The sequence below is a fragment of the Sphingomonas sp. PAMC 26605 genome (assembly GCF_000241485.1).
Classification (GTDB): domain Bacteria; phylum Pseudomonadota; class Alphaproteobacteria; order Sphingomonadales; family Sphingomonadaceae; genus Sphingomonas.
The window spans coordinates 1283775-1304133 of sequence record NZ_JH584241.1; the positions used below are offsets into that span (position 1 = coordinate 1283775).

The 20359-nt window shown below is 68.0% G+C and carries 21 protein-coding genes; 10 read left to right on the top strand and 11 right to left on the bottom strand.

Annotated features, from left to right (window positions below; genetic code table 11):
* Positions 1-83: 83 nt before the first annotated feature.
* The gene (galE, locus tag RH90_RS05910; RefSeq protein WP_010184485.1) at positions 84-1079 is read right to left on the bottom strand and encodes a UDP-glucose 4-epimerase GalE; all 996 of its coding nucleotides are present in this window, start codon (positions 1077-1079) and stop codon (positions 84-86) included.
* A gap of 92 nt (positions 1080-1171) precedes the next feature.
* Between galE and msrA the strand changes: the two genes are divergently transcribed.
* A complete protein-coding gene (gene msrA, locus RH90_RS05915) occupies positions 1172-1717 on the top strand; it encodes a peptide-methionine (S)-S-oxide reductase MsrA (RefSeq protein ID WP_010184487.1) in 546 nt (181 codons plus the stop codon).
* Positions 1718-1848: 131 nt separating this feature from the next.
* On the opposite strand, the gene RH90_RS05920 is transcribed toward msrA, so the two are convergent.
* Positions 1849-2883 carry an L-threonylcarbamoyladenylate synthase gene (locus tag RH90_RS05920; protein ID WP_010184488.1) on the bottom strand — a complete coding sequence of 345 codons (1035 nt, stop codon included), beginning with the start codon at positions 2881-2883 and terminating at the stop codon, positions 1849-1851.
* 62 nt (positions 2884-2945) lie between these two features.
* On the opposite strand from RH90_RS05920, the gene RH90_RS05925 reads away from it, so the two are divergent.
* A complete protein-coding gene (locus RH90_RS05925) occupies positions 2946-4658 on the top strand; it encodes an acyl-CoA dehydrogenase (protein ID WP_010184489.1) in 1713 nt (570 codons plus the stop codon).
* 80 nt (positions 4659-4738) lie between these two features.
* The gene (locus RH90_RS05930; RefSeq protein ID WP_010184490.1) at positions 4739-5515 is read left to right on the top strand and encodes a helix-turn-helix domain-containing protein; all 777 of its coding nucleotides are present in this window, start codon (positions 4739-4741) and stop codon (positions 5513-5515) included.
* A gap of 58 nt (positions 5516-5573) precedes the next feature.
* On the opposite strand, the gene RH90_RS05935 is transcribed toward RH90_RS05930, so the two are convergent.
* Positions 5574-5930: a GntR family transcriptional regulator gene (locus RH90_RS05935; RefSeq protein ID WP_010184491.1), complete on the bottom strand. Its 357-nt coding sequence runs from the start codon at positions 5928-5930 to the stop codon at positions 5574-5576.
* Positions 5931-5968: 38 nt separating this feature from the next.
* Positions 5969-6547, bottom strand: a complete 579-nt coding sequence (locus tag RH90_RS05940; RefSeq protein ID WP_010184492.1) for a nitroreductase family protein — start codon at positions 6545-6547, stop codon at positions 5969-5971.
* A 116-nt stretch (positions 6548-6663) separates the two neighbouring features.
* Between RH90_RS05940 and RH90_RS05945 the strand changes: the two genes are divergently transcribed.
* Both RH90_RS05945 and RH90_RS05950 read left to right on the top strand, forming a co-directional pair.
* Positions 6664-8463 carry a peptide MFS transporter gene (locus RH90_RS05945; protein ID WP_010184493.1) on the top strand — a complete coding sequence of 600 codons (1800 nt, stop codon included), beginning with the start codon at positions 6664-6666 and terminating at the stop codon, positions 8461-8463.
* 61 nt (positions 8464-8524) lie between these two features.
* Positions 8525-9220, top strand: coding sequence for an NnrU family protein (locus tag RH90_RS05950; RefSeq protein ID WP_029625075.1), 696 nt, complete (start codon positions 8525-8527; stop codon positions 9218-9220).
* 1 nt (position 9221) lies between these two features.
* Here the strand turns inward: RH90_RS05950 and RH90_RS05955 are convergent, their stop codons facing one another.
* The 3 genes from RH90_RS05955 to RH90_RS05965 are packed head-to-tail and all read right to left on the bottom strand — an operon-like array spanning position 9222 to position 11708.
* Positions 9222-10241, bottom strand: coding sequence for an LLM class flavin-dependent oxidoreductase (locus tag RH90_RS05955; protein ID WP_010184495.1), 1020 nt, complete (start codon positions 10239-10241; stop codon positions 9222-9224).
* Positions 10241-11143 carry an ATP-grasp domain-containing protein gene (locus RH90_RS05960; RefSeq protein WP_010184496.1) on the bottom strand — a complete coding sequence of 301 codons (903 nt, stop codon included), beginning with the start codon at positions 11141-11143 and terminating at the stop codon, positions 10241-10243. Before RH90_RS05960 ends, RH90_RS05955 begins: the two co-directional genes overlap by 1 nt.
* A gap of 1 nt (position 11144) precedes the next feature.
* Positions 11145-11708: a TlpA family protein disulfide reductase gene (locus RH90_RS05965; RefSeq protein ID WP_010184497.1), complete on the bottom strand. Its 564-nt coding sequence runs from the start codon at positions 11706-11708 to the stop codon at positions 11145-11147.
* A 16-nt stretch (positions 11709-11724) separates the two neighbouring features.
* On the opposite strand from RH90_RS05965, the gene argH reads away from it, so the two are divergent.
* From argH to RH90_RS05990, 5 genes are read left to right on the top strand one after another with little or no spacing between them, the layout of a single operon-like run.
* Complete coding sequence (gene argH, locus RH90_RS05970; protein ID WP_086011217.1) at positions 11725-13095, top strand: argininosuccinate lyase; 1371 nt, start codon at positions 11725-11727, stop codon at positions 13093-13095.
* Positions 13092-13337, top strand: coding sequence for a hypothetical protein (locus RH90_RS05975; RefSeq protein ID WP_010184499.1), 246 nt, complete (start codon positions 13092-13094; stop codon positions 13335-13337). Before argH ends, RH90_RS05975 begins: the two co-directional genes overlap by 4 nt.
* 14 nt (positions 13338-13351) lie before the next feature.
* Positions 13352-14629 (top strand): diaminopimelate decarboxylase, encoded by a 1278-nt coding sequence (gene lysA, locus RH90_RS05980; RefSeq protein WP_010184500.1) that lies wholly within the window; start codon positions 13352-13354, stop codon positions 14627-14629.
* Positions 14626-15393, top strand: a complete 768-nt coding sequence (locus RH90_RS05985) for a precorrin-2 dehydrogenase/sirohydrochlorin ferrochelatase family protein (RefSeq protein WP_010184501.1) — start codon at positions 14626-14628, stop codon at positions 15391-15393. The genes lysA and RH90_RS05985 overlap by 4 nt, the downstream gene beginning before the upstream one ends.
* Entirely contained in the window at positions 15390-16340 is a 951-nt protein-coding gene (locus RH90_RS05990) for a zinc transporter ZntB (RefSeq protein ID WP_010184502.1), read from the top strand. The genes RH90_RS05985 and RH90_RS05990 overlap by 4 nt, the downstream gene beginning before the upstream one ends.
* A gap of 4 nt (positions 16341-16344) precedes the next feature.
* On the opposite strand, the gene RH90_RS05995 is transcribed toward RH90_RS05990, so the two are convergent.
* Genes RH90_RS05995 through fliR form a run of 4 tightly spaced genes read right to left on the bottom strand, consistent with a single transcriptional unit; the run spans position 16345 to position 20248 of the window.
* Positions 16345-16749: a flagellar export chaperone FliS gene (locus RH90_RS05995; RefSeq protein ID WP_010184503.1), complete on the bottom strand. Its 405-nt coding sequence runs from the start codon at positions 16747-16749 to the stop codon at positions 16345-16347.
* On the bottom strand, positions 16746-18281 hold the full coding sequence (fliD, locus tag RH90_RS06000) for a flagellar filament capping protein FliD (protein ID WP_010184504.1): 1536 nt from the start codon (positions 18279-18281) through the stop codon (positions 16746-16748). The genes RH90_RS05995 and fliD overlap by 4 nt, the downstream gene beginning before the upstream one ends.
* A gap of 54 nt (positions 18282-18335) precedes the next feature.
* The gene (locus RH90_RS06005; RefSeq protein WP_010184506.1) at positions 18336-19469 is read right to left on the bottom strand and encodes an EscU/YscU/HrcU family type III secretion system export apparatus switch protein; all 1134 of its coding nucleotides are present in this window, start codon (positions 19467-19469) and stop codon (positions 18336-18338) included.
* Positions 19469-20248, bottom strand: a complete 780-nt coding sequence (gene fliR, locus RH90_RS06010; protein ID WP_010184508.1) for a flagellar biosynthetic protein FliR — start codon at positions 20246-20248, stop codon at positions 19469-19471. Before fliR ends, RH90_RS06005 begins: the two co-directional genes overlap by 1 nt.
* Positions 20249-20359: the final 111 nt, after the last annotated feature.

Below are 20359 nucleotides of genomic sequence, written 5' to 3' on the forward strand. Positions count from 1 at the left end.
GGGTGGGCTCGCGCTATCGACGGCAGCTGACGTTGAAAGCGCGCGCCCACCCCCGACCCCTCCCGCAAGCGGGAGGGGGGTAGTTACCTGCGCTCGCCCAGTTTGCGTTCCCACGCCAGCGCATCGCGGACGATACCGTCGAGATCGGCGCGCTGCGGCGTCCAGTCGAGCGTCGCCAGGATCGCGCGATTGTCGGCGACGAGTTCGCCGGCATCGCCCGCGCGGCGGCCCTCGATCACGCGGGTCAGCTGCATATTGGTGACGCGATCGACCGCGTCGAGCACTTCGAGCACCGAGAAGCCCTTGCCGTAGCCGGCGTTGAGCGTGTGGCTGCGCGTCGGCTCGGCGACGAGCAGGTCGAGCGCGGCGACATGCGCGGCGGCGAGATCGCTCACATGGATATAGTCGCGGACCCCTGTGCCGTCGGGGGTGTCGTAATCGGTGCCGTAGACTCCAACCGACGCGCGCTTGCCGAGCGCCGCCTCGACCGCGATCTTGATCAGATGCGTCGCGCCGACGGTCGACTGGCCGGTGCGCTGCTGCGGATCGGCGCCGGCGACGTTGAAATAGCGCAGCACCGCGTAATTCATCGGATAGGCTGCGGCGACGTCGCGCAGCATCGCCTCGGTCATCAGCTTCGACATGCCGTACGGGTTGATCGGCACGGTCGGGTCGCCCTCGGCCACCGGCACCTTTTCGGGTGTACCGTAAGTCGCGGCAGTCGAGGAGAAGATGAAGTGCCTTACGCCGCAAAACACCGCGCTCTCGAGCAGCGCGCGGCTCGCGACGGTGTTGTTGCGATAATATTTGAGCGGGTCGGCGACCGATTCGGGGACGATGATCGACCCGGCGAAATGCATCACCGCGCGCACCGCGTGATCGCGCAGCGTGGCGCGGACGAGCGCGTCGTCCTCGATCTCGCCGCGGACCAGCGTCGCGCGGCGATCGACCAGCCAGTCGAACCCGGTCGAGAGATTGTCGAACACCACGACCTGGTGCCCCGCGTCGAGCAGCGCCAGCACCGCGTGGCTGCCGATATAGCCAGCCCCGCCCGTCACCATCACCGCACCGTCGAGCATCGCCGTCTCCTTGTCGCGTCGCGGCGTACCAGTGGAGATTGCGCCGCGCCACCGCGTTCCTATCTAGGAAACCAGCAATAAAGGATTCGAAAATGGCAAGCGAAGTCGCAACGCTGGCGGGCGGATGTTTCTGGTGCACCGAGGCGGTGTTCAAGGACGTGATCGGCGTCGAGAAGGTCGAGAGCGGCTATATCGGCGGGACCGTGCCCGATCCGACCTACAAGCAGGTGTGCGGTGGCGACACCGGCCATGCCGAGGCGATCCGCGTGACGTTCGACAAGGACCAGGTGTCGTATGGCGAGATCCTCGACATGTTCTTTGCAACGCACGACCCGACGCAGCTCAACCGCCAGGGCAACGATGTCGGCACGCAATATCGCTCGGCGGTGTTCCCGGCGGACCATGTGCAGCGTGACGAAGTCGTCGCGGCGATGGCGCGCGCGGCGGGCGACTGGCCCGCGCCGATCGTCACGACGATCGAGCCGATGAGCGAATGGTATCCCGCCGAGGACTATCATCAGGATTATTGGGACACCGAGGGCCGCGGCAATCCATACTGTCTTGCGGTGATCCCGCCCAAGCTCGCCAAGCTGCGCAAGAGCTTCGCGGCGCGGTCGAAGGCGGCGGCTGCGCTGTAAGGGACGAAAAAGGGTTTCACGCGAAGGGCGCGAAGGAAAGAAGGTCGCGAAGGATCTCGAAGATCGAAGAGGTCCGGCGAAGCAGCCTTCTTGCTTCGCGCCCTTCTTTCCTTCGCGATCTTCGCGTGAACCTATTCGCGATACGCCGCGCGCGCCAACCGATCGTTGATCGCCACGCCGATGCCAAGCGCGGGAACGGGTGCGATCGCGATTCTTGCCGATGAGGACGCATCGGCTTCGTGGAGCGCGGCAAAGAGCCTGGACGCGGCTTCGGCGAGGTCGGCGGTCGGCGATAGTGTGATCGTGCCGGTGATCGCGCCGAAGCCGATCAGATATTCGTCGGGCGCTCCGCTGGTCGCGTTGAGGCGGAGCGGTTTGCTGGGCGCATAGTGGCTCTCGAGTTGGCCGGGCGCGGTTATGGTTTTCCCCTTCCCCGGCGAAGGCCGGGGCACAGTAGCGAGCATGTCGGCATCGTGCGCTGTGCCTGATAGCCGGTGCTCCTCGCTTGGGCCCCGGCCTTCGCCGGGGAAGGAGAAGGGGGATAGCGCTTCCGCCGTGATCGGCCCCGGGCGCAGCACCTTCAGCCCACCAGCGGTCGCGACGATCGTCGATTCCAGTCCGGCCGCTGTCGCACCGTCATCGACCACCAGCGCGATGCGCCCATCGAGGCTCGATACCACATGCCCCGCCCGCGTCGGGCTGATCCCCCCGCTGGCATTGGCCGAAGGCGCCGCGAGCGGCTTGCCCGACGCTGCGATCAACGCGCGCATCGCGCGGTGCGCCGGCACGCGCAGCGCGATCGTCGACAGCCCCGCCGTCACCGCCGCGGCGATCCCCGCACCCGCGCGCAGCGGCAGGACGAGCGTCAGCGGTCCCGGCCAGAACGCCTCGGCGAGCGCGCGCGCGACGGGGTCGAACATCGCAAGCCGCTCGGCTGCCGCGAGATCGAGCACGTGCACGATCAGCGGATTGAAGCTCGGCCGGCCTTTCGCTTCGTAGATTCGCGCGACCGCCGCCGAATCGGTCGCGTCGGCGGAGAGCCCGTAGACCGTCTCGGTCGGGATCGCGACCGGCTGTCCGGCGCGGATCAGCGCGGCGGCGGCGGCGATCGCGGCCTCGCCGTAGGGTAAGGTCTGCGTCGCAAAAGGTGCGTTTGGCGGGATCATCGGAGCGGGCTATAGCCCGGCGCAGCATCCCCGATAAGGGGCACCGAGTAAGAGGATCCGCCATGTTCACCCCCGCCACCGCCGACCAGCGTTTCGTGCTCGATCACATCGTCGGGATCGCCGATCTCGCCGCGACCGACCGCTTCGCCGCGGCGAGCGACGATGTCGTCGATGCGGTGCTCGAAGGCGTTGGGCAACTCGCCGCGGGCGAATGGGCGCCGCTGCTGCGCGCGGGCGACACGGTCGGCGCGAAATGGACGCCTGAAGGTGTGGTGATGCCCGACGGCTTCGTGAAGGCGTATCACGACTATGTCGAAGGCGGCTGGGGCACGATCGGCGTTCCCGAAGAATTCGGCGGGCAGGGCCTGCCGTTCGCGATCCAGACCGCGGTGCTCGATACGCTGGGCAGCGCGAACATGGGCTTCGCGCTCGCCCCGACGCTGACGGTCGGCGCGATCGAGGCGCTCGCGCATCACGGCAGCCCTGAGCAGCAGGCGCTCTACCTGCCGCACCTCGCGACCGGCGAATGGACCGGCACGATGAACCTGACCGAGCCGCAGGCGGGTTCCGACGTCGGCGCGCTGCGCTCGACCGCGACCCCGCTCGGCGACGGCAAGTGGTCGATCAAGGGCACCAAGATCTACATCTCGTTCGGCGATCACGACATGGCGCCCAACATCGTCCACCTCGTGCTCGCGCGGACGCCGGGGGCACCGGCGGGGACCAAGGGGATCTCGCTGTTCCTCGTGCCGAAATATCGCCTCAACGCCGACGGCACGCCGGGCGATTTCAACGACGTCCGCGTCGTCTCGATCGAGCACAAGATGGGCCTGCACGCTTCGCCGACCTGCGTGCTGAGCTTCGGCGACAATGACGATTGCATCGGCGAGCTGATCGGCGGCGAGTTCGGCGGGATTCGCGCCATGTTCACGATGATGAACAATGCGCGTCTCAATGTCGGGCTACAGGGCGTCCAGGTCGCCGAGGCCGCAACGCAGGCGGCGGTTGGCTATGCGCTCGAACGCGTCCAGTCGGCGCGCGCCGGTTCGGCCAGCAAGGAATCGGTCAAGATCGTCGAGCATCCCGACGTCCGCCGCATGCTGCTGCGGATGAAGGCGCAAACGCAGGCGGCACGTGCGCTGGTCTATTACGCCGCGGCGCAGGTCGATCGCGCGGCGCTCGGCGAAGCGGGCGCGCAGGACCGGCTCGAGATCCTCACCCCGCTGGCCAAGGCGCACGGCACCGATCTCGGCAACGAAGTCGCCAGCCTCGGCATCCAGGTGCATGGCGGGATGGGCTATATCGAGGAGACCGGCGCCGCGCAGTTCTTCCGCGATGCGCGCATCACGCCGATCTACGAGGGCACCAACGGCATCCAGGCGGCCGATCTGGTCGGGCGCAAGCTGTCGATGGCCAATGGCGGGGTGTTCGCGCAGCTGATCGCCGACATGCGCGCCGAGGCGCAGGATGCGGGGCTGATCGCGCTGATCGACGCGTGCGACGAGATCGGGCGCGGCATGGCGGGGCTCGACGCCGACGACAAGCTCGCGGCGAGCTACCCGTTCCTGACGATGCTGTCGGTCGCGACCTGCGGCTGGCTGATGGAGCGTTCGGGGCGCCTTGCGACCGGCGACGACGCCTTCTCGGCGATGAAGCGCGCGGCCTGCGCCTTCTATGTCGCGCAGATCGTCCCCGAGGCGATGGGCCTCAAGGCGGCGGCGACGGCGAAAGCGGACGTGCTGTACTCGGTGCCGGCGGAGGCGTTCGCGGCCTAGGCGCCGCGTAGCCCCGTTGGTGCCGCCTACCCGAATTTTTCGGGGTAGGCGCGGTATGGCGCGCGACCTAGTCCGGTGGGATGATCACATCGACCAAAGACGGTCTCTGGGGCCTCAGCGAGAAGGAGAAGCAGACCCTTCGGCTGATCGTGCGCGGCCATGACGCGAAATCGAGCGCTCGGCTGCTCGGTCTTTCGGTTCACACGATCAACGAGCGCTTGCGCGACGCGCGACGCAAGATGGCGGTATCGAGCAGCCGCGAGGCGGCGCCGATGCTGCTCGAAGCCGAATCCGGAGGGACCTCGCCGAACCCCGATTGCGTTGGGGACACCCGAATCGGGGAAGACGCGGACGCGGCGCCGAAAGATGAGGAAACCGCGCCGATTGTCGGCGTGGGGCGGGCATACCGCCAGCCCCGGTTTCTCATCGGAGGTTTGCTCATGACGTTACCCCTCGCTCTCTTGGCGCTGGTCGCGTTGCCACAAGACGCGCCTACCCCGCCGGGCTCATCGGTCGCTGCAGAAACCCCCGATGCTGAGGTGGTGTCCACGGCGCGGCGGTGGCTCGCACTGCTCGATCAGGCACGGTGGGACGAGAGTTACCGCGCAACTGCGCCATCGTTTCAAGAGCTCAACACGCTACAGGTCTGGACCAAAGCTTCCGAACGGGTACGCGTGCCGCTGGGCGCGATGCTGTCCCGCAGCCTCGTCAGCCAGCAGGGCGTGCCGACGCCGCCCCACGGCTATCAAATGGTGAAGTTTCGGACGCGCTTCGCCAACTTGGCCGAGGCGGTCGAGACGGTCACGCTCGAGCGCGAGAACGGCGGCTGGCGTATCGCGGGGGTCACCGTCGGATAGGCGGTGATCGTATGATCAGGCCCGGCCGAAAGCAGTGCTTCCGGCTGGGCTGACCCGGTCAGGCCTTCTCGCGTTCCAGCAGGTCGCCGACGTCGAGCCCGAGCAGTTCAATATGCGCCGCGATCCGCGGCCAGCTTGTCGTAATGAAATGCTTGCGCTCGGCGGCGCGGAGCTTTTCGGCCGCGCCGGGCAGCACGAACATCCCGACCCCGCGGCGGACCTCGACATAGCCGTCGTCCTGGAAGCTCTGATACGCTTTGGCGACGGTGAGCGGGTTGGCGCCATGTTCGGCGGCGAGCGCGCGGACCGAGGGGAGCTGGTCGCCCGCGCGGAAGTCGCCGCGCAGGATCGCGGCCGAGATCGTGCCGCGTAATTTGATATAGACCGGGCTGTCTTCGCTGTTCAGGGCTGTCATGCTGCTATAATACAGCAGCGGGCAAAAAGGTCCAGAGCTCAGCCATTCCAGCGCGAAATAATCTTGCTCGTATCGGGGCGAGGACGTTCGTCTAATTGCCTGGCGGGCGTTCCAAGAAAGAAGAAGCCGACGATCCGTTCCGGTGCCGCGCCGAATGCATCGCGTACCGCGTCCGATGCGCTCGCCCAGCCGGTTAGCCAGCCACCCGCGAAACCGAGCGCATGCGTTGCCTGAAGCAAGTTCATCGCCGCGGCGCCTGCCGACAATTGCTGTTCCCACAAGGGGATCGGGCTGTCGGTGCGCGGCGACGACAGGATCACGACGAGCGTGGGGGCCTGATGCGCAAATTGATCAAGCGAATCGAGGTCCTTCTGCGACGCCTGCGGACCTTCGGCGCGATACGCGTCGGTGATCACGCGGGCGAGCGCGGCGCGCTGTTCGGGCGCGACGATCACGAAGCGCCACGGTGCGAGCTTGCCGTGATCGGGGACGCGCGCGGCGATCTGCAGGATCGTGTCGAGCTGCGCCGCATCGGGCCCCGGCGCGACGAGATCGCGCGGCTTGCCCGAGCGGCGCGTGGCGAGGAGCGAGAGCGGGGTGGACGAGTCGTTGAGCATCGCCGCGCTGTAGCGGGAACGCGCGCATATTTACACCGTCGTCCAAGCCGCTAGTCTCGCCTGCAACCAAATGACGCCGCTCACCGCTGCGTCGACACGCATTTCAGGGACACCTAATGGTAGAAACGCCGACCGCGAACAGTCCGGTAGAGCCGGATATCAGCCACGTCGATCCGACGCAGCTCACCTGGCTCGGCCATCCGCGGCAGTTGCGGCGGTTGTTCACGATCGAGATGTGGGAGCGCTTCGGCTTCTACGGCATGCGCGCGGTGCTGGTGATCTATCTCACCAAGCATTTCCTGATGGCCGATCACGAAGCGAGCGGCATCGTCGGCGGCTATCTCAGCCTGGTCTATCTGACCCCGGTGGTCGGCGGGCTGCTGGCAGACCGCTACCTCGGGTCGAAGCGCGCGGTGAAGTTCGGCGCGCTGGTGATGGCGGTCGGCTATCTGCTGCTCTGCTTCGGCGGGCCGCAGGGCACGCCCTATGCGACGATCGAGGGCCAGCGTTATGCGGTGTCCCAGGCGCCCGCTGCCACCGTGATGGGGACGAGCGACGCGCCGCAGACGGTACAAATCGACGGCAAGACGCTCACCATCCACGGCCTCGCCAACGGCTCGGTCGAGCTGCTCGATGGCAAGACCGTCACGCGCACCGTGCCCGCCGCTTCGTTCAGCGCCGGCGCCGACCGGCCGCCGTTCTACACCGGACTGCTGCTGCTCGCGCTCAGCCTGATCGTGATCGGCAACGGCTTCTTCAAACCCAATATCGCGACGATCGTCGGCGCGCTCTACGCCAAGGACGACCGCCGCCGCGACGCGGGCTTCACGATCTTCTACGCCGGGATCAACATCGGCTCGATCCTCGGGCAGATCTTCTGCCCCTTGCTGGTCGGCCTGTTCGGCTGGTGGGCGGGGTTCCTGATCGTCTCGGCGGTGCAGGTGGTCGGCTGGGCGATGACGCAGTTCGATGGCGGGCGCCTGTCGGGCTATGGCGAGCCGCCGGTCCAGTCGGGGCGTGACCGCGCACCGCTGATCTACGGGCTCGCGCTCGCTTCGGTGGCGGTGTTCTGGTTCGTCTTCCACAATGTGATGACCGCACCGGTCGCGGCGGCGGGCAGCGGGCTTGCCGGCTATATCGCGGCGACGCCGTTCCTCGGCAAAGTGCTGTTCGTCGCATTCCTTGCCGCGGTGATCGGCATTCCGATCTGGGCGGCGCGCGTTGGCAACAAGGTCGAATTCCAGATGATGCTCGCGGCGATCATCCTCGTCGTGTTCAACGTCACCTTCTGGACGCTGTTCGAGCAGGCGGCCTCGTCGCTGACGCTGTTCGCCGATCGCAACACCGATCTGTCGATCTTCGGCTTCACCATGTCGGCGGCGACGACGCAGCAGTTCAACCCGCTGTTCGTTGTCGGCTTCGCGCCGGTGCTGAGCTTCGTGTGGCTGGCGCTCGCCAAGCGCGGCTGGGAGCCGTCGATCCAGGTCAAGTTCGGGCTGGCGCTGCTGCTGGTCGGCCTCGGCTTCGTCGTGCTGGCGCTGAGCGGATCGACCGCCGACGGCGCGTTCCGCGTGTCGCTGTGGTGGCTGGTGCTGACCTATTTCCTCCACTCGATCGCCGAATTGTGCATCTCGCCGGTCGGCATGTCGATGATCACGAAGCTGTCGATCGGACGAATCGTCGGCATGATGATGGGGGTGTGGTATCTGTCGATCTCGGTCGGCGAATATCTCGCGGGTGCGGCCGCACAGGCGGCGGCGGTGCAGACCGTCGGCGGCCAGGTGACCAACCCCGAGCTCGCGCTCAACACCTATCTCGCGACCTTCATGACCGGCGGCGAGCTGACGATCGGCGCGGGCGTGGTGCTGCTCGTCATCTCGCCGTGGTTGAAGAGGCTGATGCACGGGGTAGACTGACGCACCGGGCGGTCGTCGCTGCGATCGTGCCGTCCGGGGCTTTTCTCGAGGGGGAAAGACGATGGACGGCATTAGCATGGTGATCGCTGCGGCGGTGGCGTTCGTGGGGACGCATTTCCTACTGTCGCATCCGCTGCGCGCGCCGATCGTTCGGGCGATCGGCGCGAACGGGTTCATTGGCGTGTATGCGCTGGTCGCCTTTGCGACGCTCGGCTGGCTCGCGCATGCCTATCGGACCGCGCCCGCCACCGCGGCGCTCTGGGCGGTGGGAGAGGGGATCTGGGGGCCGGTCACGCTCGTCATGCTGGTGGCGAGCATCCTGTTGATGGGGTCGCTGCTCGGCAATCCCGCGCTTCCAGGGCCACCCGTCGCAGCAGCGCCGGCGGCTGCGCGCGGTGTCTTCAGCGTCACGCGCCATCCGATGCTATGGGCGTTCGCGCTGTGGGGGCTGTGCCACATCGCGGTCTATCCGATCGCCGCCAATATCGTCGTCGCGACGGCGATCATCATCCTGTCGCTGGTCGGCGCGGCGCTGCAGGATCGCAAGAAGGAAGCGCTCCAACCCGAGCTATGGCGCGATTGGGAGCGCAAGACGAGCTATTGGCCGTTCGTCGCGATCGCGCAGCGGCGCGCGGCGTTCGGCGGGTTCCGGCCGCACGACATTGCCGGCGGGGTGGTGATCTGGCTCGTCGCGACCTGGGCGCATTTGCCGATCGCGGGTGTCGCGGCCGGGGTGTGGCACTGGGTCTACCGCTAGTCTAGTTCGCGACCGTCCCGATCACCTGCGCGGCGAAGCGCTCCATTTCCTCTTCCTGCGGGCTCATCTGGAGCAGCAGCAGGTCGAGCCCCGCCGCTTCATATTCGGCGATCCGTTCCTTGAGCTGCTCGGGCGTGCCGACCAGATTGGGCCGCAAGCCCCGGTTCGACACCGCATATTCCTGCAGCTTCATCTCCCGCTCCAACTGCGTTCCCGACAGCCACTGGTCGAAATTGGCATAGCCTGGCGGAAGGTCGGTGACGGTGGTGATCCGCGCGAGTTCGCGCCGTGCCTCGGCCTCGCTGTCGCGGACGATCGCATAGGCGGCCATGCCGTATTGCATCGGCGCGCCGCCGGCCGCTTCGCGCCGTGCCGCCATGTCGGCGATCTTGGGGGCGATCGCCTCGACCGGGTCGCCGTGCATGACATAGGCGTCGCAGCGTGCGGCGATCATCGCCTTGGCCTTCTCGCTCTCGCCGCCGGCATAGACGACCGGCCTGTGCGCGGGCTTGGGCGCGCAGATCGCCTGCTCGGTCTGGTAGAACTGACCCGTGAAGTCGAAGCGCTGCTGGGTCCACAGCCCATCGACGACCTGCAGCCACTCGTCGGTGCGCGCGTAGCGATCGTCATGCTGGTCGAACTGCAGGCCGTATTGCTTGGCTTCGTCGGCCCACCACGAGGAGACGACGTTGAGCGCGAGCCGCCCGCCCGAAATCTGGTCGATGTTCGCCGCCGCCTTGGCGAACAGGGCAGGGTGATGGAAGTTCGGGCGCACCGCGACCATCAGCTCGATCGTCTCGGTCACCGCGGCGAGCGCGGCGGCGGTCGACCAGGCGTCGAGCGCGGGCTGTTCGATCCCCTTGATGTCGTTGAGGTTGAGCTCGGCGATCAGCGTCAAGTCGTACCCGATCTGCTCGGCGCGCTGTGTTAGGCGCTTGGCATAGGCCCAGCTCGCCTCGGGCTCGTCGGCCACATTGCGCAGCCACCCGCCAAACACCGGCATCCAGTAACCGTAACGCATCAGAGAGCCTCGAGTCGTGCGATGAGATAGTCGACAAGCTGGTCGTGCGGATCATAACCCAGCACATCATGTGGCTTGGCGACGAAGTTGGAAAGCGCGTTGATGTCGTAGAAGCGCGGAGTCCCGTCGCGATCGTCGATCATCACCTCGATCCCGCCGACGTCGAGATCGACCGCCTGCGCGATCCGTTCGGCGGCGTCGCGCAAGGCGGGACCGGGGTCGGTCGCGACCATCGCGATCGGCGCGGCGTCGTCGACACAGGCGTCGGCCGGGCACAGATCGAACGCGCCGCCCCCCGCGATGTCGAGCGCGTAGAGGAATGTGCGGTCGAGCGTCTCGATCCGCGTGACGCGGCCGTCGCGCGCCGGGACGTAATCCTGCACCAGCAGCACGCCGTCGACGCTGCTCGGCAGTTCGCCCGCCTCGACCGCGTAGCGCAGCTCGGCGAGATTATCGAAGCGCGTGATCCCCGCGCCCGATCCGCCGATATTGGCCTTCACGACGAGCGGGAAGCCGATCGCCTGCGCCGCCGCGACGACGTCGGCCGCGCGGTGGACGATACGCGTCGCCGGGATCGCCAGACCGAGCGAAGCGATCAGCGACAATTGCCGCGCCTTCGACGAATCGATCGCTAGCACTTCGGGCCCGTTGACGATCGTCGCCCCGCCGCGTCGCCAATGGTCGAGCAACGCGGTCGCATAGAAGATCGGATGTTCGCTCGCGCGCAGGAAGCTCGACATCGCGATGCGGTTGAACACGAGTCGTGCTGGAGGGGTCGTGTCGGCCGGGTCGAACGCGCCGTCGGGCGTGACCGCGACATAATCGACGCCGCGCCGGTCGAGCGCGGCGAACAGCGGGGTGAACCAGGCCGGATGCTCGTAGAGGATCGCGAGATCGGCCATGTTACTTCGCCTCGCCGAGCGCGGCCTTGGCGGCGGCGCTGGTCCAGTCCATTCCGCCCGTGCTGCGCCACACTTCATGGCCGGTCGAATCGAACAGGATGCTCATCGGCAGGCTGGCGTTGTACGCCAGGCTGAAGCCCAATTCCTTGTCGAGATAGGGCTGGAGCCGGGTGAACTTCTGCTTGGCGAAGAAGGCGGCGACGGTCGGGCGGTCCTTGTCCTGGCTGATCGTCGCGACCGCGATGTTCGCGGCGGCCTGGTCGAGCGTCGGCATCTCCTTGACGCACGGGCCGCACCACGTCGCCCACAGATTGACGAGCAGCGGCTTGCCCTTGAACGCGGCGAGGCTGGTCGGTTTGCCTGCCGGATCCTCGAAGCTGAGCGTCGGCGCGGCCTCGCCCTTGTGGCTGCGATCGATCTTGCTGGCCTCGGGCGCGGCGGCGGCGGGGGCGGCGGGCGCGGTGCCGTTCGGCGCGACCTCCGCTTGCCCGTTGGACGAGACTTGCTTATCGCACCCGGCTAGCACGAGCAGCAGGACCGAAGCGATCACCGAGCGAAACAACATGGGCACGTCCAATGCGATGTGGGGTGGGCGCTTCGCCGAGGGTCCGGCCGCGGTCATGCGTTCGATAAATGCCTCGATCCCGTTCGACAAGCGGCTCTGGCGGCAGGACATCGCCGGATCGAAGGCGCATGTCGCGATGCTCGGCGCGACGGGAATAGTTGCGGCGGACGATGCATCGGCGATTTCCGCGGGTCTCGACATGGTTGCCGCGCAGTACGAGGCGCACGGCGTCGCCGAGGACATGGCGCTCGAAGATATTCACATGCAGAGCGAATCGCGGCTCGCGGCGGCGATCGGGCCGGTCGCGGGGCGGCTGCACACCGCACGCTCGCGCAACGATCAGGTCGCGACCGACTTCAAGCTGTGGGTGCGCGATGCGATCGACGAGGTCGAGGCCGCGCTCGTCCCCTTCCAGGATGCGCTGCTGGCGCGCGCGGAAGAACATGCCGACAGCGTCATGCCCGGCTTCACGCATCTCCAGAGCGCACAGCCGGTGACGCTCGGCCATCATCTGATGGCGTATCACGAGATGATCGCGCGCGACCGCAGCCGCTTTGCCGATGCGCGCAAGCGGATGAACCTGTCGCCGCTCGGCTCGGCGGCGCTCGCCGGCACGGGCTTCCCGATCGACCGCGCGATGACGGCGGCGGCGCTCGGTTTCGATGGCCCGACGCGCAACTCGCTCGACGGCGTGTCCGACCGCGACTTCGCGATCGAGTATCTGACCTGCGCGACGCAATGCTCGCTCCACCTGTCGCGGCTCGCCGAGGAATTCGTGCTGTGGGCGTCGCAGCCGTTCGGCTTCGTCGCTTTGTCGGATCAATGGTCGACCGGCAGCTCGATCATGCCGCAGAAGCGCAATCCCGACGCCGCCGAGCTGGTGCGCGGCCATGCGGGCCGCATCCTCGGCTGCATGACCGCGCTGATGGTGACGATGAAGGGCCTGCCGCTGGCGTATTCGAAGGACATGCAGGACGACAAGCCGCCGGTGTTCGAGGCGTACGATCTGCTCGGCCTGTCGATCGCGGCGATGACCGGGATGGTCGAGAGCGCGACCTTCCGAACGCCGCGGATGCGTGAAGTCGCGGAGGCGGGCTTCGCCACCGCGACCGATCTCGCCGACTGGCTGGTGCGCGAGGCGGGCGTGCCGTTCCGCGAGGCGCATCACATCACCGGCCAGGCGGTCGCGCGCGCGGAAGCGCTCGGGCTCAAGCTCGACGCGCTGCCGCTGACCGCATTGCAGGCGATCGACAGCCGGATCGACGAGCGCGTCTACGACGTGCTGTCGGTCGATGCCTCGGTCGCCAGCCGCGTGAGTTTCGGCGGCACCGCGCCGGTGCGGGTGCGCGGCGCGATCGCTGCGGCGCGCGAAGGGAAGACGGCATGAAACACGGTCTGGCTCTCGGGTTCTGCGTCGCCTTGCTGCTCGCCGGATGCGGTGCGGCGTCGAGCTTGAAACCGGCCGAGGGGAAATCGCTCCCCGTCGCGCCCTACGGCGCGAAAGCGACGCCGACCCCCGCCGATCTGCTCAAACCGACCAACCAGGAACGGCCGCTGCGCAGCGACGAGGTGCTCACCAATTCCGCGGAACGCCGGAGCGACGAGTTCAGCCTTCCGCCTCCCAACTGACAGGCTTTCATTCGATGGATCATTTCTCGCTCGTCGATGGCGCGCTGCACTGTGAAGGCGTGCCGCTCGCGGCGATCGCCGAGGCGGTCGGCACGCCGGTCTATGTCTATTCCTCCGCGATGTTCGAGCAGAACGCGCGCGCCTTCCGCGAAGGGCTGGCGGGGGCGGGCGACGTCCACCTCGCTTATGCGATCAAGGCCAACCCCAATCTCGGCGTGCTGAGGGTGCTCACCAAGGCGGGGTACGGCGCGGATGTCGTCTCGGGCGGCGAGTTGGCGCGTGCGCTGGCGGCGGGGATTCCGGCGGCGGACATCGTCTTCTCGGGCGTCGGCAAGACCGACGCCGAGCTGAACGCCGCGCTCGACGTCGGGCTCGGCCAGTTCAACCTCGAGCTCGAGGAAGAGGGCATGGTGCTCGCGCAGATCGCCGCCGCGCGGGGGCTGCGCGCCGATGCGACGCTGCGCGTCAATCCCGACGTCGATGCCGGCACGCATGCCAAGATCTCGACCGGCAAGCGCGAGAACAAGTTCGGCGTGCCGATCGACCAGGCGCCCGCGATCTTCGCGCGGCTCGCGGCGCTGCCCGGGCTCGCGATGCGCGGCGTGGCGATGCATATCGGCAGCCAGTTGAGCGACCTCGGCCCGCTCGAAGCCGCCTATGCGCGGATCGGCGCCTTGGTCGCCGAGCTGCGCGCCGCCGGCCATCCGATCGAGCGCGTCGATCTCGGCGGCGGTCTTGGCATCCCCTATCGTGTGGGCGAGAGCTTCCCGAGCCCGGCCGAATATGGCGCGATGGTCGCGCGCGTCACCAGGGATTGGGGCGTGCGGCTGATGTTCGAGCCCGGCCGCTTCATCGCGGGCAATGCCGGGGTGCTGCTGACCGAGGTGATCTGGGTCAAGCCCGGCGTGCCGACGCCCTATGTCATCGTCGATGCGGCGATGAACGATCTCGCGCGCCCCGCGATGTACGACGCCTGGCACGATTTCGCCGCGGTCCGTCCGAGCGGTGAACGGATGACCGCCAATATCGCCGGACCGGTGTGCGAGACCGGCGACACCTTCGCGATGGGGCGCGAGATCGACGTGGTGAAGCGCGGCGACCTCGCGGTGTTCCGCACCGCAGGCGCGTATGGCGCGACGATGTCGTCGACCTATAACAGCCGCGCATGGGTGGCAGAGGTGCTCGTCGACGGCGACCGCTTCGCCGTCGTCGCCGACCGCATCCTGCCCGAGACGGTGCTCGCCGCCGAGCGCGTCCCCGAATGGCTGAAGCCCGAAGCGTCCGAGGCGTGAGCCTGCACAGCCTGCCGCTGTTCGTGCGGCTGGCGGGCCGGCCGGTGATGCTGCTCGGCGAAGGCGAGCCGGCCGAGGCGAAGCGCCGGCTGCTCGAACGCGCGGGCGCGATGATCGTCGGCGAGGAGGCTAGCGCCGCGCTCGCGATCGTCGCGATCGAGGACGAGGCGGAAGCGCAGGCGGCGATCGCCCGGCTTCAGGCGCGCGGCGTGCTGATCAACGCGGTCGACCGGCCCGATCAGTGCGACTTCACGCTGCCCGCGATCATCGACCGCAGTCCGGTGCTGATCGCGATCGGCACCGGCGGCGCGTCGGCGGGTCTCGCGGCGGCGTTGCGCCAGCGGCTCGAGGCGCTGCTCCCGGCGACGCTCGGGCCGCTCGCCGACCGGCTCTACGCCTTGCGCGCCGCGATCCGGCTCGCGTTCCCGGCGCTCGATACGCGGCGGCGCGCGCTCGGCGCCGCTTTCGCGCAAGGGGGCGCGCTCGATCCGCTCGCGGCACCCCCCGAGGCGGTCGAGACGTGGCTGATGATGCCCGCGGCCCCGACCGACCGGCTCTTCACGCTGAAGCTGCGCTCGGCCGATCCCGACGAACTCACGCTCGGCGAGGCGCGCGCGCTCGCGCTCGCCGACCGGATCTATGCCCCGGCACACGCGCCGGCCGCGATCCTCGACCGCGCGCGCGCCGATGCAGTGCGGATCCTCTGCGACACGCCGCCCGTTACGCGCGAAGCGGGCCTGACGATTTGGGTGGAATGGCAATGAGTGGATTTGCGTACCGGGTCGCCGACGGCAAGGCCGAACGCGTCGATATCGAGAAAGCGCTCGATACACCGGGCGATCTGGTCTGGGTTCACCTCACCAGCAACAACGAGCAGGCCCAGGCGTGGCTGAGCGGTGTCGCGCAAGTCCCCGACTATGTCGTCGACGCGCTCACCACGAGCGAATCGCGGCCGCGCTGCGAGGCGCTCGGCGACGGCGCCTTCCTCAATCTGCGCGGGCGGTCGAACGAGGCGATGACCGCCTCGGACCCGCTCGCCTCGATCCGCATCTGGGCGATGGCGGGGCGGGTGATCTCGGTGACGCGGCGGTCGGTCACCGCGGTCGACGACGTGGTCAAGCAGATCGAAGGCGGGACGATCCGCGACCCCGGTGACCTGATCGCCGAATTCGCGGTGGCGATCACCGAGGAGCTCGATCCCGAAGTCGCCGATCTCGGCGACAGCCTCGACGATTGCGAGGCCGATCTCGATGCCGACAAGGTGTTCGTGCTGCGCCGCGGCGTCACCAAGGTGCGCGTCGCGGCGATTGGCTATCGCCGCTTCCTGACGCCGCAGCGCGCTGCGCTCGAGAAGCTCGCCGCGCTGCCGTGCGACTGGCTGCAGGACGACGACCGGCTCCACCTCAATTCCGCCGCCGACCGCGCCGCGCGGATGGCCGAGGAACTCGAGGCGATCCGCGAACGCTCGGCGCTGATGCACGAGGCGCTGACCGACCTGCGCGCCGAACAGATCGATTCGCGCTCGCTGCTGATCTCGATCGTCGCGCTGATCTTCCTGCCGCTGACCTTCCTCACCGGCCTTTACGGCATGAACGTCGAGGGGCTGCCCTTCGCCAAGGAGCCGTGGGCGTTCGATGCGATCGGCGGGGTGTGCATCGCGATCACGGTCGGCATCATCGGCTATTTCTCGATGAAGCGCTGGTTCGGCTGACGCCTCAGGCCGCGCGGACCGAGCGCCACGCCTGGCCGATTTCGTCGAGCGTATCGGCGACCTCGCGGAACGGCCGCGGATCATGGCCGATCGCGGCGTTGACCACGGTATGGCGCGCGCCGGCATAGAGTTTGGCGAGCGCCGGGGCGACCGTGCCGCCCGCGGTGAAATCGAGCCCGGCCTCGAGCGCGAAGAGGATCGCGGTGGCGCGCGTCACCTTGTCGCTCTTCATCGCATAATTGCCGTTCTCGGCCGCCCAGGCGGCGCCGCGCAAAGCGCGGATCGCTTCGTCGTAGAGGAGTTGGACGAGAGCCGGCCCGTCGGCCTCGGCGGTCTGCCCGGCGAGTTCGATCTGGCGATAGGTCGCCTCGGGATTGCGGCCGATGGCCGTGGCGTAGGCGAGGCTCATCCGCTCGTCTTGTTCCACTGGTCGATCTGGCTCTGCAGCGCGCTCGCGCTCGCTTTATACGCCGCGACGATCGCGTCGGAGGCGGCATATTGCTTGGTGAGGCGCTCCTGATAGGCGGCGGTGTCGGTGGTCACCTGCGCTTCGGCGTCGGTCACCTTGGCGAGCCTGGCGGTGTAGAGCTGAGTGCTGCCGACGAGGCCGGTGCTTTCGGCTTGGCCGTTGATCACGACCTTGTTGCTGGTCGCCGCGGTGGTGATCGTGTTGAGCGCGGCGGCAAGCCCGCCTCCGCTCGCGCCGGTGCCGTTGGCGAACAGCGCCTCGACCGCGGCGGGAGTCTTGAGCAATGCGGTGTTGAGCTTGGACGAATCGACGCTGAGCGTGCCGTCCTTGTTGGTGGCGACGCCGATCGAGGCGAGGTTGACCGGGTCGCCCGGCGCACCCCCGGTCGAGAGCGTCGTCAGCGTGAGCCCGCGCAGCGAGCGCAGCAGGTTGGTCGCGTTGTAATCGCTGCGCAGCGGGCCCGTCGCCGGATCGGTCTCGGTCTTCAGCTCGGCGAGCACTTGGTTGTAGGTCGTCACGAAATCGTTGACCGCCTGGGCGATCCCGTCGCTCGGTGTCGTGCTGCCGAGCGAGACGGGCTTGGCGACGGTCGTCGGGGTGCCGTCGGCCTTGGTCGCGCTGGTCGTCGGCGACAGGCCGGTGAGCGTCAGTTTGACGCCGGCGACCAGGTCGGTGATCGTGTTGCTGGCGCGCTCGACGCTGACGCCGTCGACGGTCACCTTGGCGTTGCCCGCCTGGCCGTTGATCGTCGCCGCGGGGCTTTTGCCGCCGACGTTGAGCTGCGCCAGGCTGCCGGTGCCGCTGAGCGTGAAGGCCTGCGCCGTACCGGTCGGCCCTTTCAGCGACAGATAGGCGTCGCCGTTGACGTCGGTCACCACCGAGGCGGTGAGCCCCTTGCCGTTCGCAGTGATCGCCGAAGCGACCTGCGCGAGCGTGGCGCCTTGCGGGATCGCGATCTGGATCCCATCGGATGGTGGCGTAACCGACGAGACGGCGTCGTCGGCCGCGGTGCCGAAGGAGAGCGTCAGCGTACCGCCATCGGCAAAGGTCGGTGCCCCGCCCGGGAAGCTGGCGATCGCGGTCTGTGCGGTCGCCAGCCTCTCGACGGAGACCTGCGTCGACAGGCCCGACAGCCGCGCACCCGGCAGCGCGGTCGTGGTCAGCACGCTCGAATCGCTGCTCGTCGGCTGCGAGGCGAGGCTGCCGCCGGAGACGAGCGAACTCAGCGCCGAGGCGAAGCTGGTGATCGCGCTCTGAACCTTGGCGACCGAGGAGATTTGCGCGTTGAGCGCGGTGTCCTGTGCGCTGAGCGAGGCGTTCTTCGCGGCGAACTGCGCGCTGACGAGCGACTTGATCAGACCTGCCGTATCGACCCCCGACCCGGCGCCGAGCGAGGTCAGGATCGAAGAGCCCGAGACCGTCGCGGTCGAGGTCGTGGGCGTCGTCGCAGTCGTCGCGGTGGTCGTCACCATATCATCGTCCCGGAAAAGCGCTCATTCGAAAGAACGACGAAACGCCCGAAAGCTTTAGCTTTCCTTCACGCCATTCTCGTCGAAGCGCGCACTCGGCGGCACCTGCACCCGCGGCGGCGCCGCGGTGGCGCCCGCCTGGCTGTTGAGCCCGAAGACAAAGGCGAGGATCGTCGCCAGCGCGACGTAGAGATCGTCGCGGACTTCCTGGCCCTCGCGGCTGGTGTAATAGACCGCGCGGGCGAGCGACGGATATTCGAGCACCGGCACGCGCGCCTCTGCGCCGAGCTCGCGGATCGCCAGCGCGACCACGCCGCGCCCCTTGGCGACGACGACGGGCACCTGGTCGCTCTCGCGATTGTAGCGCAACGCGACCGCGAAGTGCGTCGGGTTGGTGAGGATGACATGCGCCTCGCTCACCGCGCCGCGCATCGAGCGCTTCGACATCTCGCGCTGGCGCTGGCGCATCGCGCCCTTCGCCTCGGGCGAGCCTTCGGTTTCCTTATGCTCGTCGCGCAGATCCTGTTTCGACATGCGCAGTTTGCGGAGCAACTGGAAGATCTGCAGCGGGACGTCGATCCCGGCGATGACGACGAGCCCGCCGGCCATCGCGAACAGCACACCGGTGAAGGTGCTGCCGAGCACGCCGACCGCGGTGCCGATATTGGTCGAGGCGAGCCCGATCGTGGCGTGCGCGACCTGGTCGAGCATGTGCCAGCCGATCGCGCCGAGCAGGACGACCTTGAGCAGCGACTTGCCGAGCTCGATCCACCCTTGCGGTCCGAAGATCCGCTTGAGGCCAGACGCCGGGTTGATCCGCGCTCCCTTGGGGGCGAGCAGCGAGCCGTTGAAGCTGAGATGACCGAGGCCCGCCTGGCTGACGATCGCCGCGACGATCGTCAGCGCGAGCAGCGAGATCACCGACGGCGCGAGCTTCCAGCCGCTCTGGATGAGCGGGCGGAAGGGGGAGAAATCCTCGATGTCGCGATGGTCGAACGCGAAGCTCGACATCATCACCTCCTTGCACGCGCCGACCAGCGACGGGCCCATGAAGGCGAGCCAGCCGCAGCCGGCGAGCATCATCAACGCGGTGGCGAGTTCGCGGGATTTGAGGACGTCGCCCTTTTCGGCCGCATCGCGTTTGCGCTTGGCGGTTGGCGCTTCTGTCTTTTCGCCATATTCGTCTGCCATCAGCCGAGCACCAGCGATTGCGTCGCGGCGAGGCCTTCATCGATGATGACGAGCAGATAATCGCCCATCGCCGGAAAGCCGAGCGCGAGCGCGACGACGCCGACCGCGAGGCTCGCGGGCAGGCCGACCGCGAACAGGTTGAGCGACGGCGCCGAGCGCGAGATCATCCCGACGATGAGGTTGAGGCAGAGCAGCAGGAAGCCGACCGGGAGCGCGAGCAGGAGGCCTGCCAGAAAGGTGTAGCCGCCGAAAAAGGCGATGTTCTCGAGCTGTTGCGGTTTCAGCCAGGCGCCGCCGGGCGGGAGCGCGACATAGCTCTTCACGATCATCTCGACGAGGATCAGGTGGCCGTTGACGCTGAGGAACAGCAAAGTGAGCATCATCGAGAAGAACTGGCCGAGCGCGGGGGTCGATTTGCCGTTTTGCGGGTCGATCGCCGAGGCAAAGCCGATCCCCATCGAGGTGCCGATCACCTCGCTCGCGATCATCGGCGCGGCAAAGGCGATCTGCAGCACGAAGCCGAGCGCGAGCCCGACCAAGGCTTCGGCGGCGACCGAGAGGATCGTCGCGAGCGCGAAGACGTGTTCGGGCGGGGTGATCGGGTGGACTGCGAGCACCAGCACCCCGATCGCCCCAGACAGCGTGACGCGCACGACGAGCGGGATGCCGACCGCGCTGAACACGGGCGCGGCGACGAACGCCGCGCCGACGCGGACCATCACGAAGATCAGCGCCCAGAGCTGCGGCTCGATCGACAGGCCGAAGCCTAGCGGGCCCATCTTCCCCTCCCGCTTGCGGGAGGGGTTAGGGGAGGGAATGACCTGGAACCATTCGACGCGCTTACAGCCCCACCCCCAGCCCCTCCCGCAAGCGGGAGGGGAGCAGAAGGG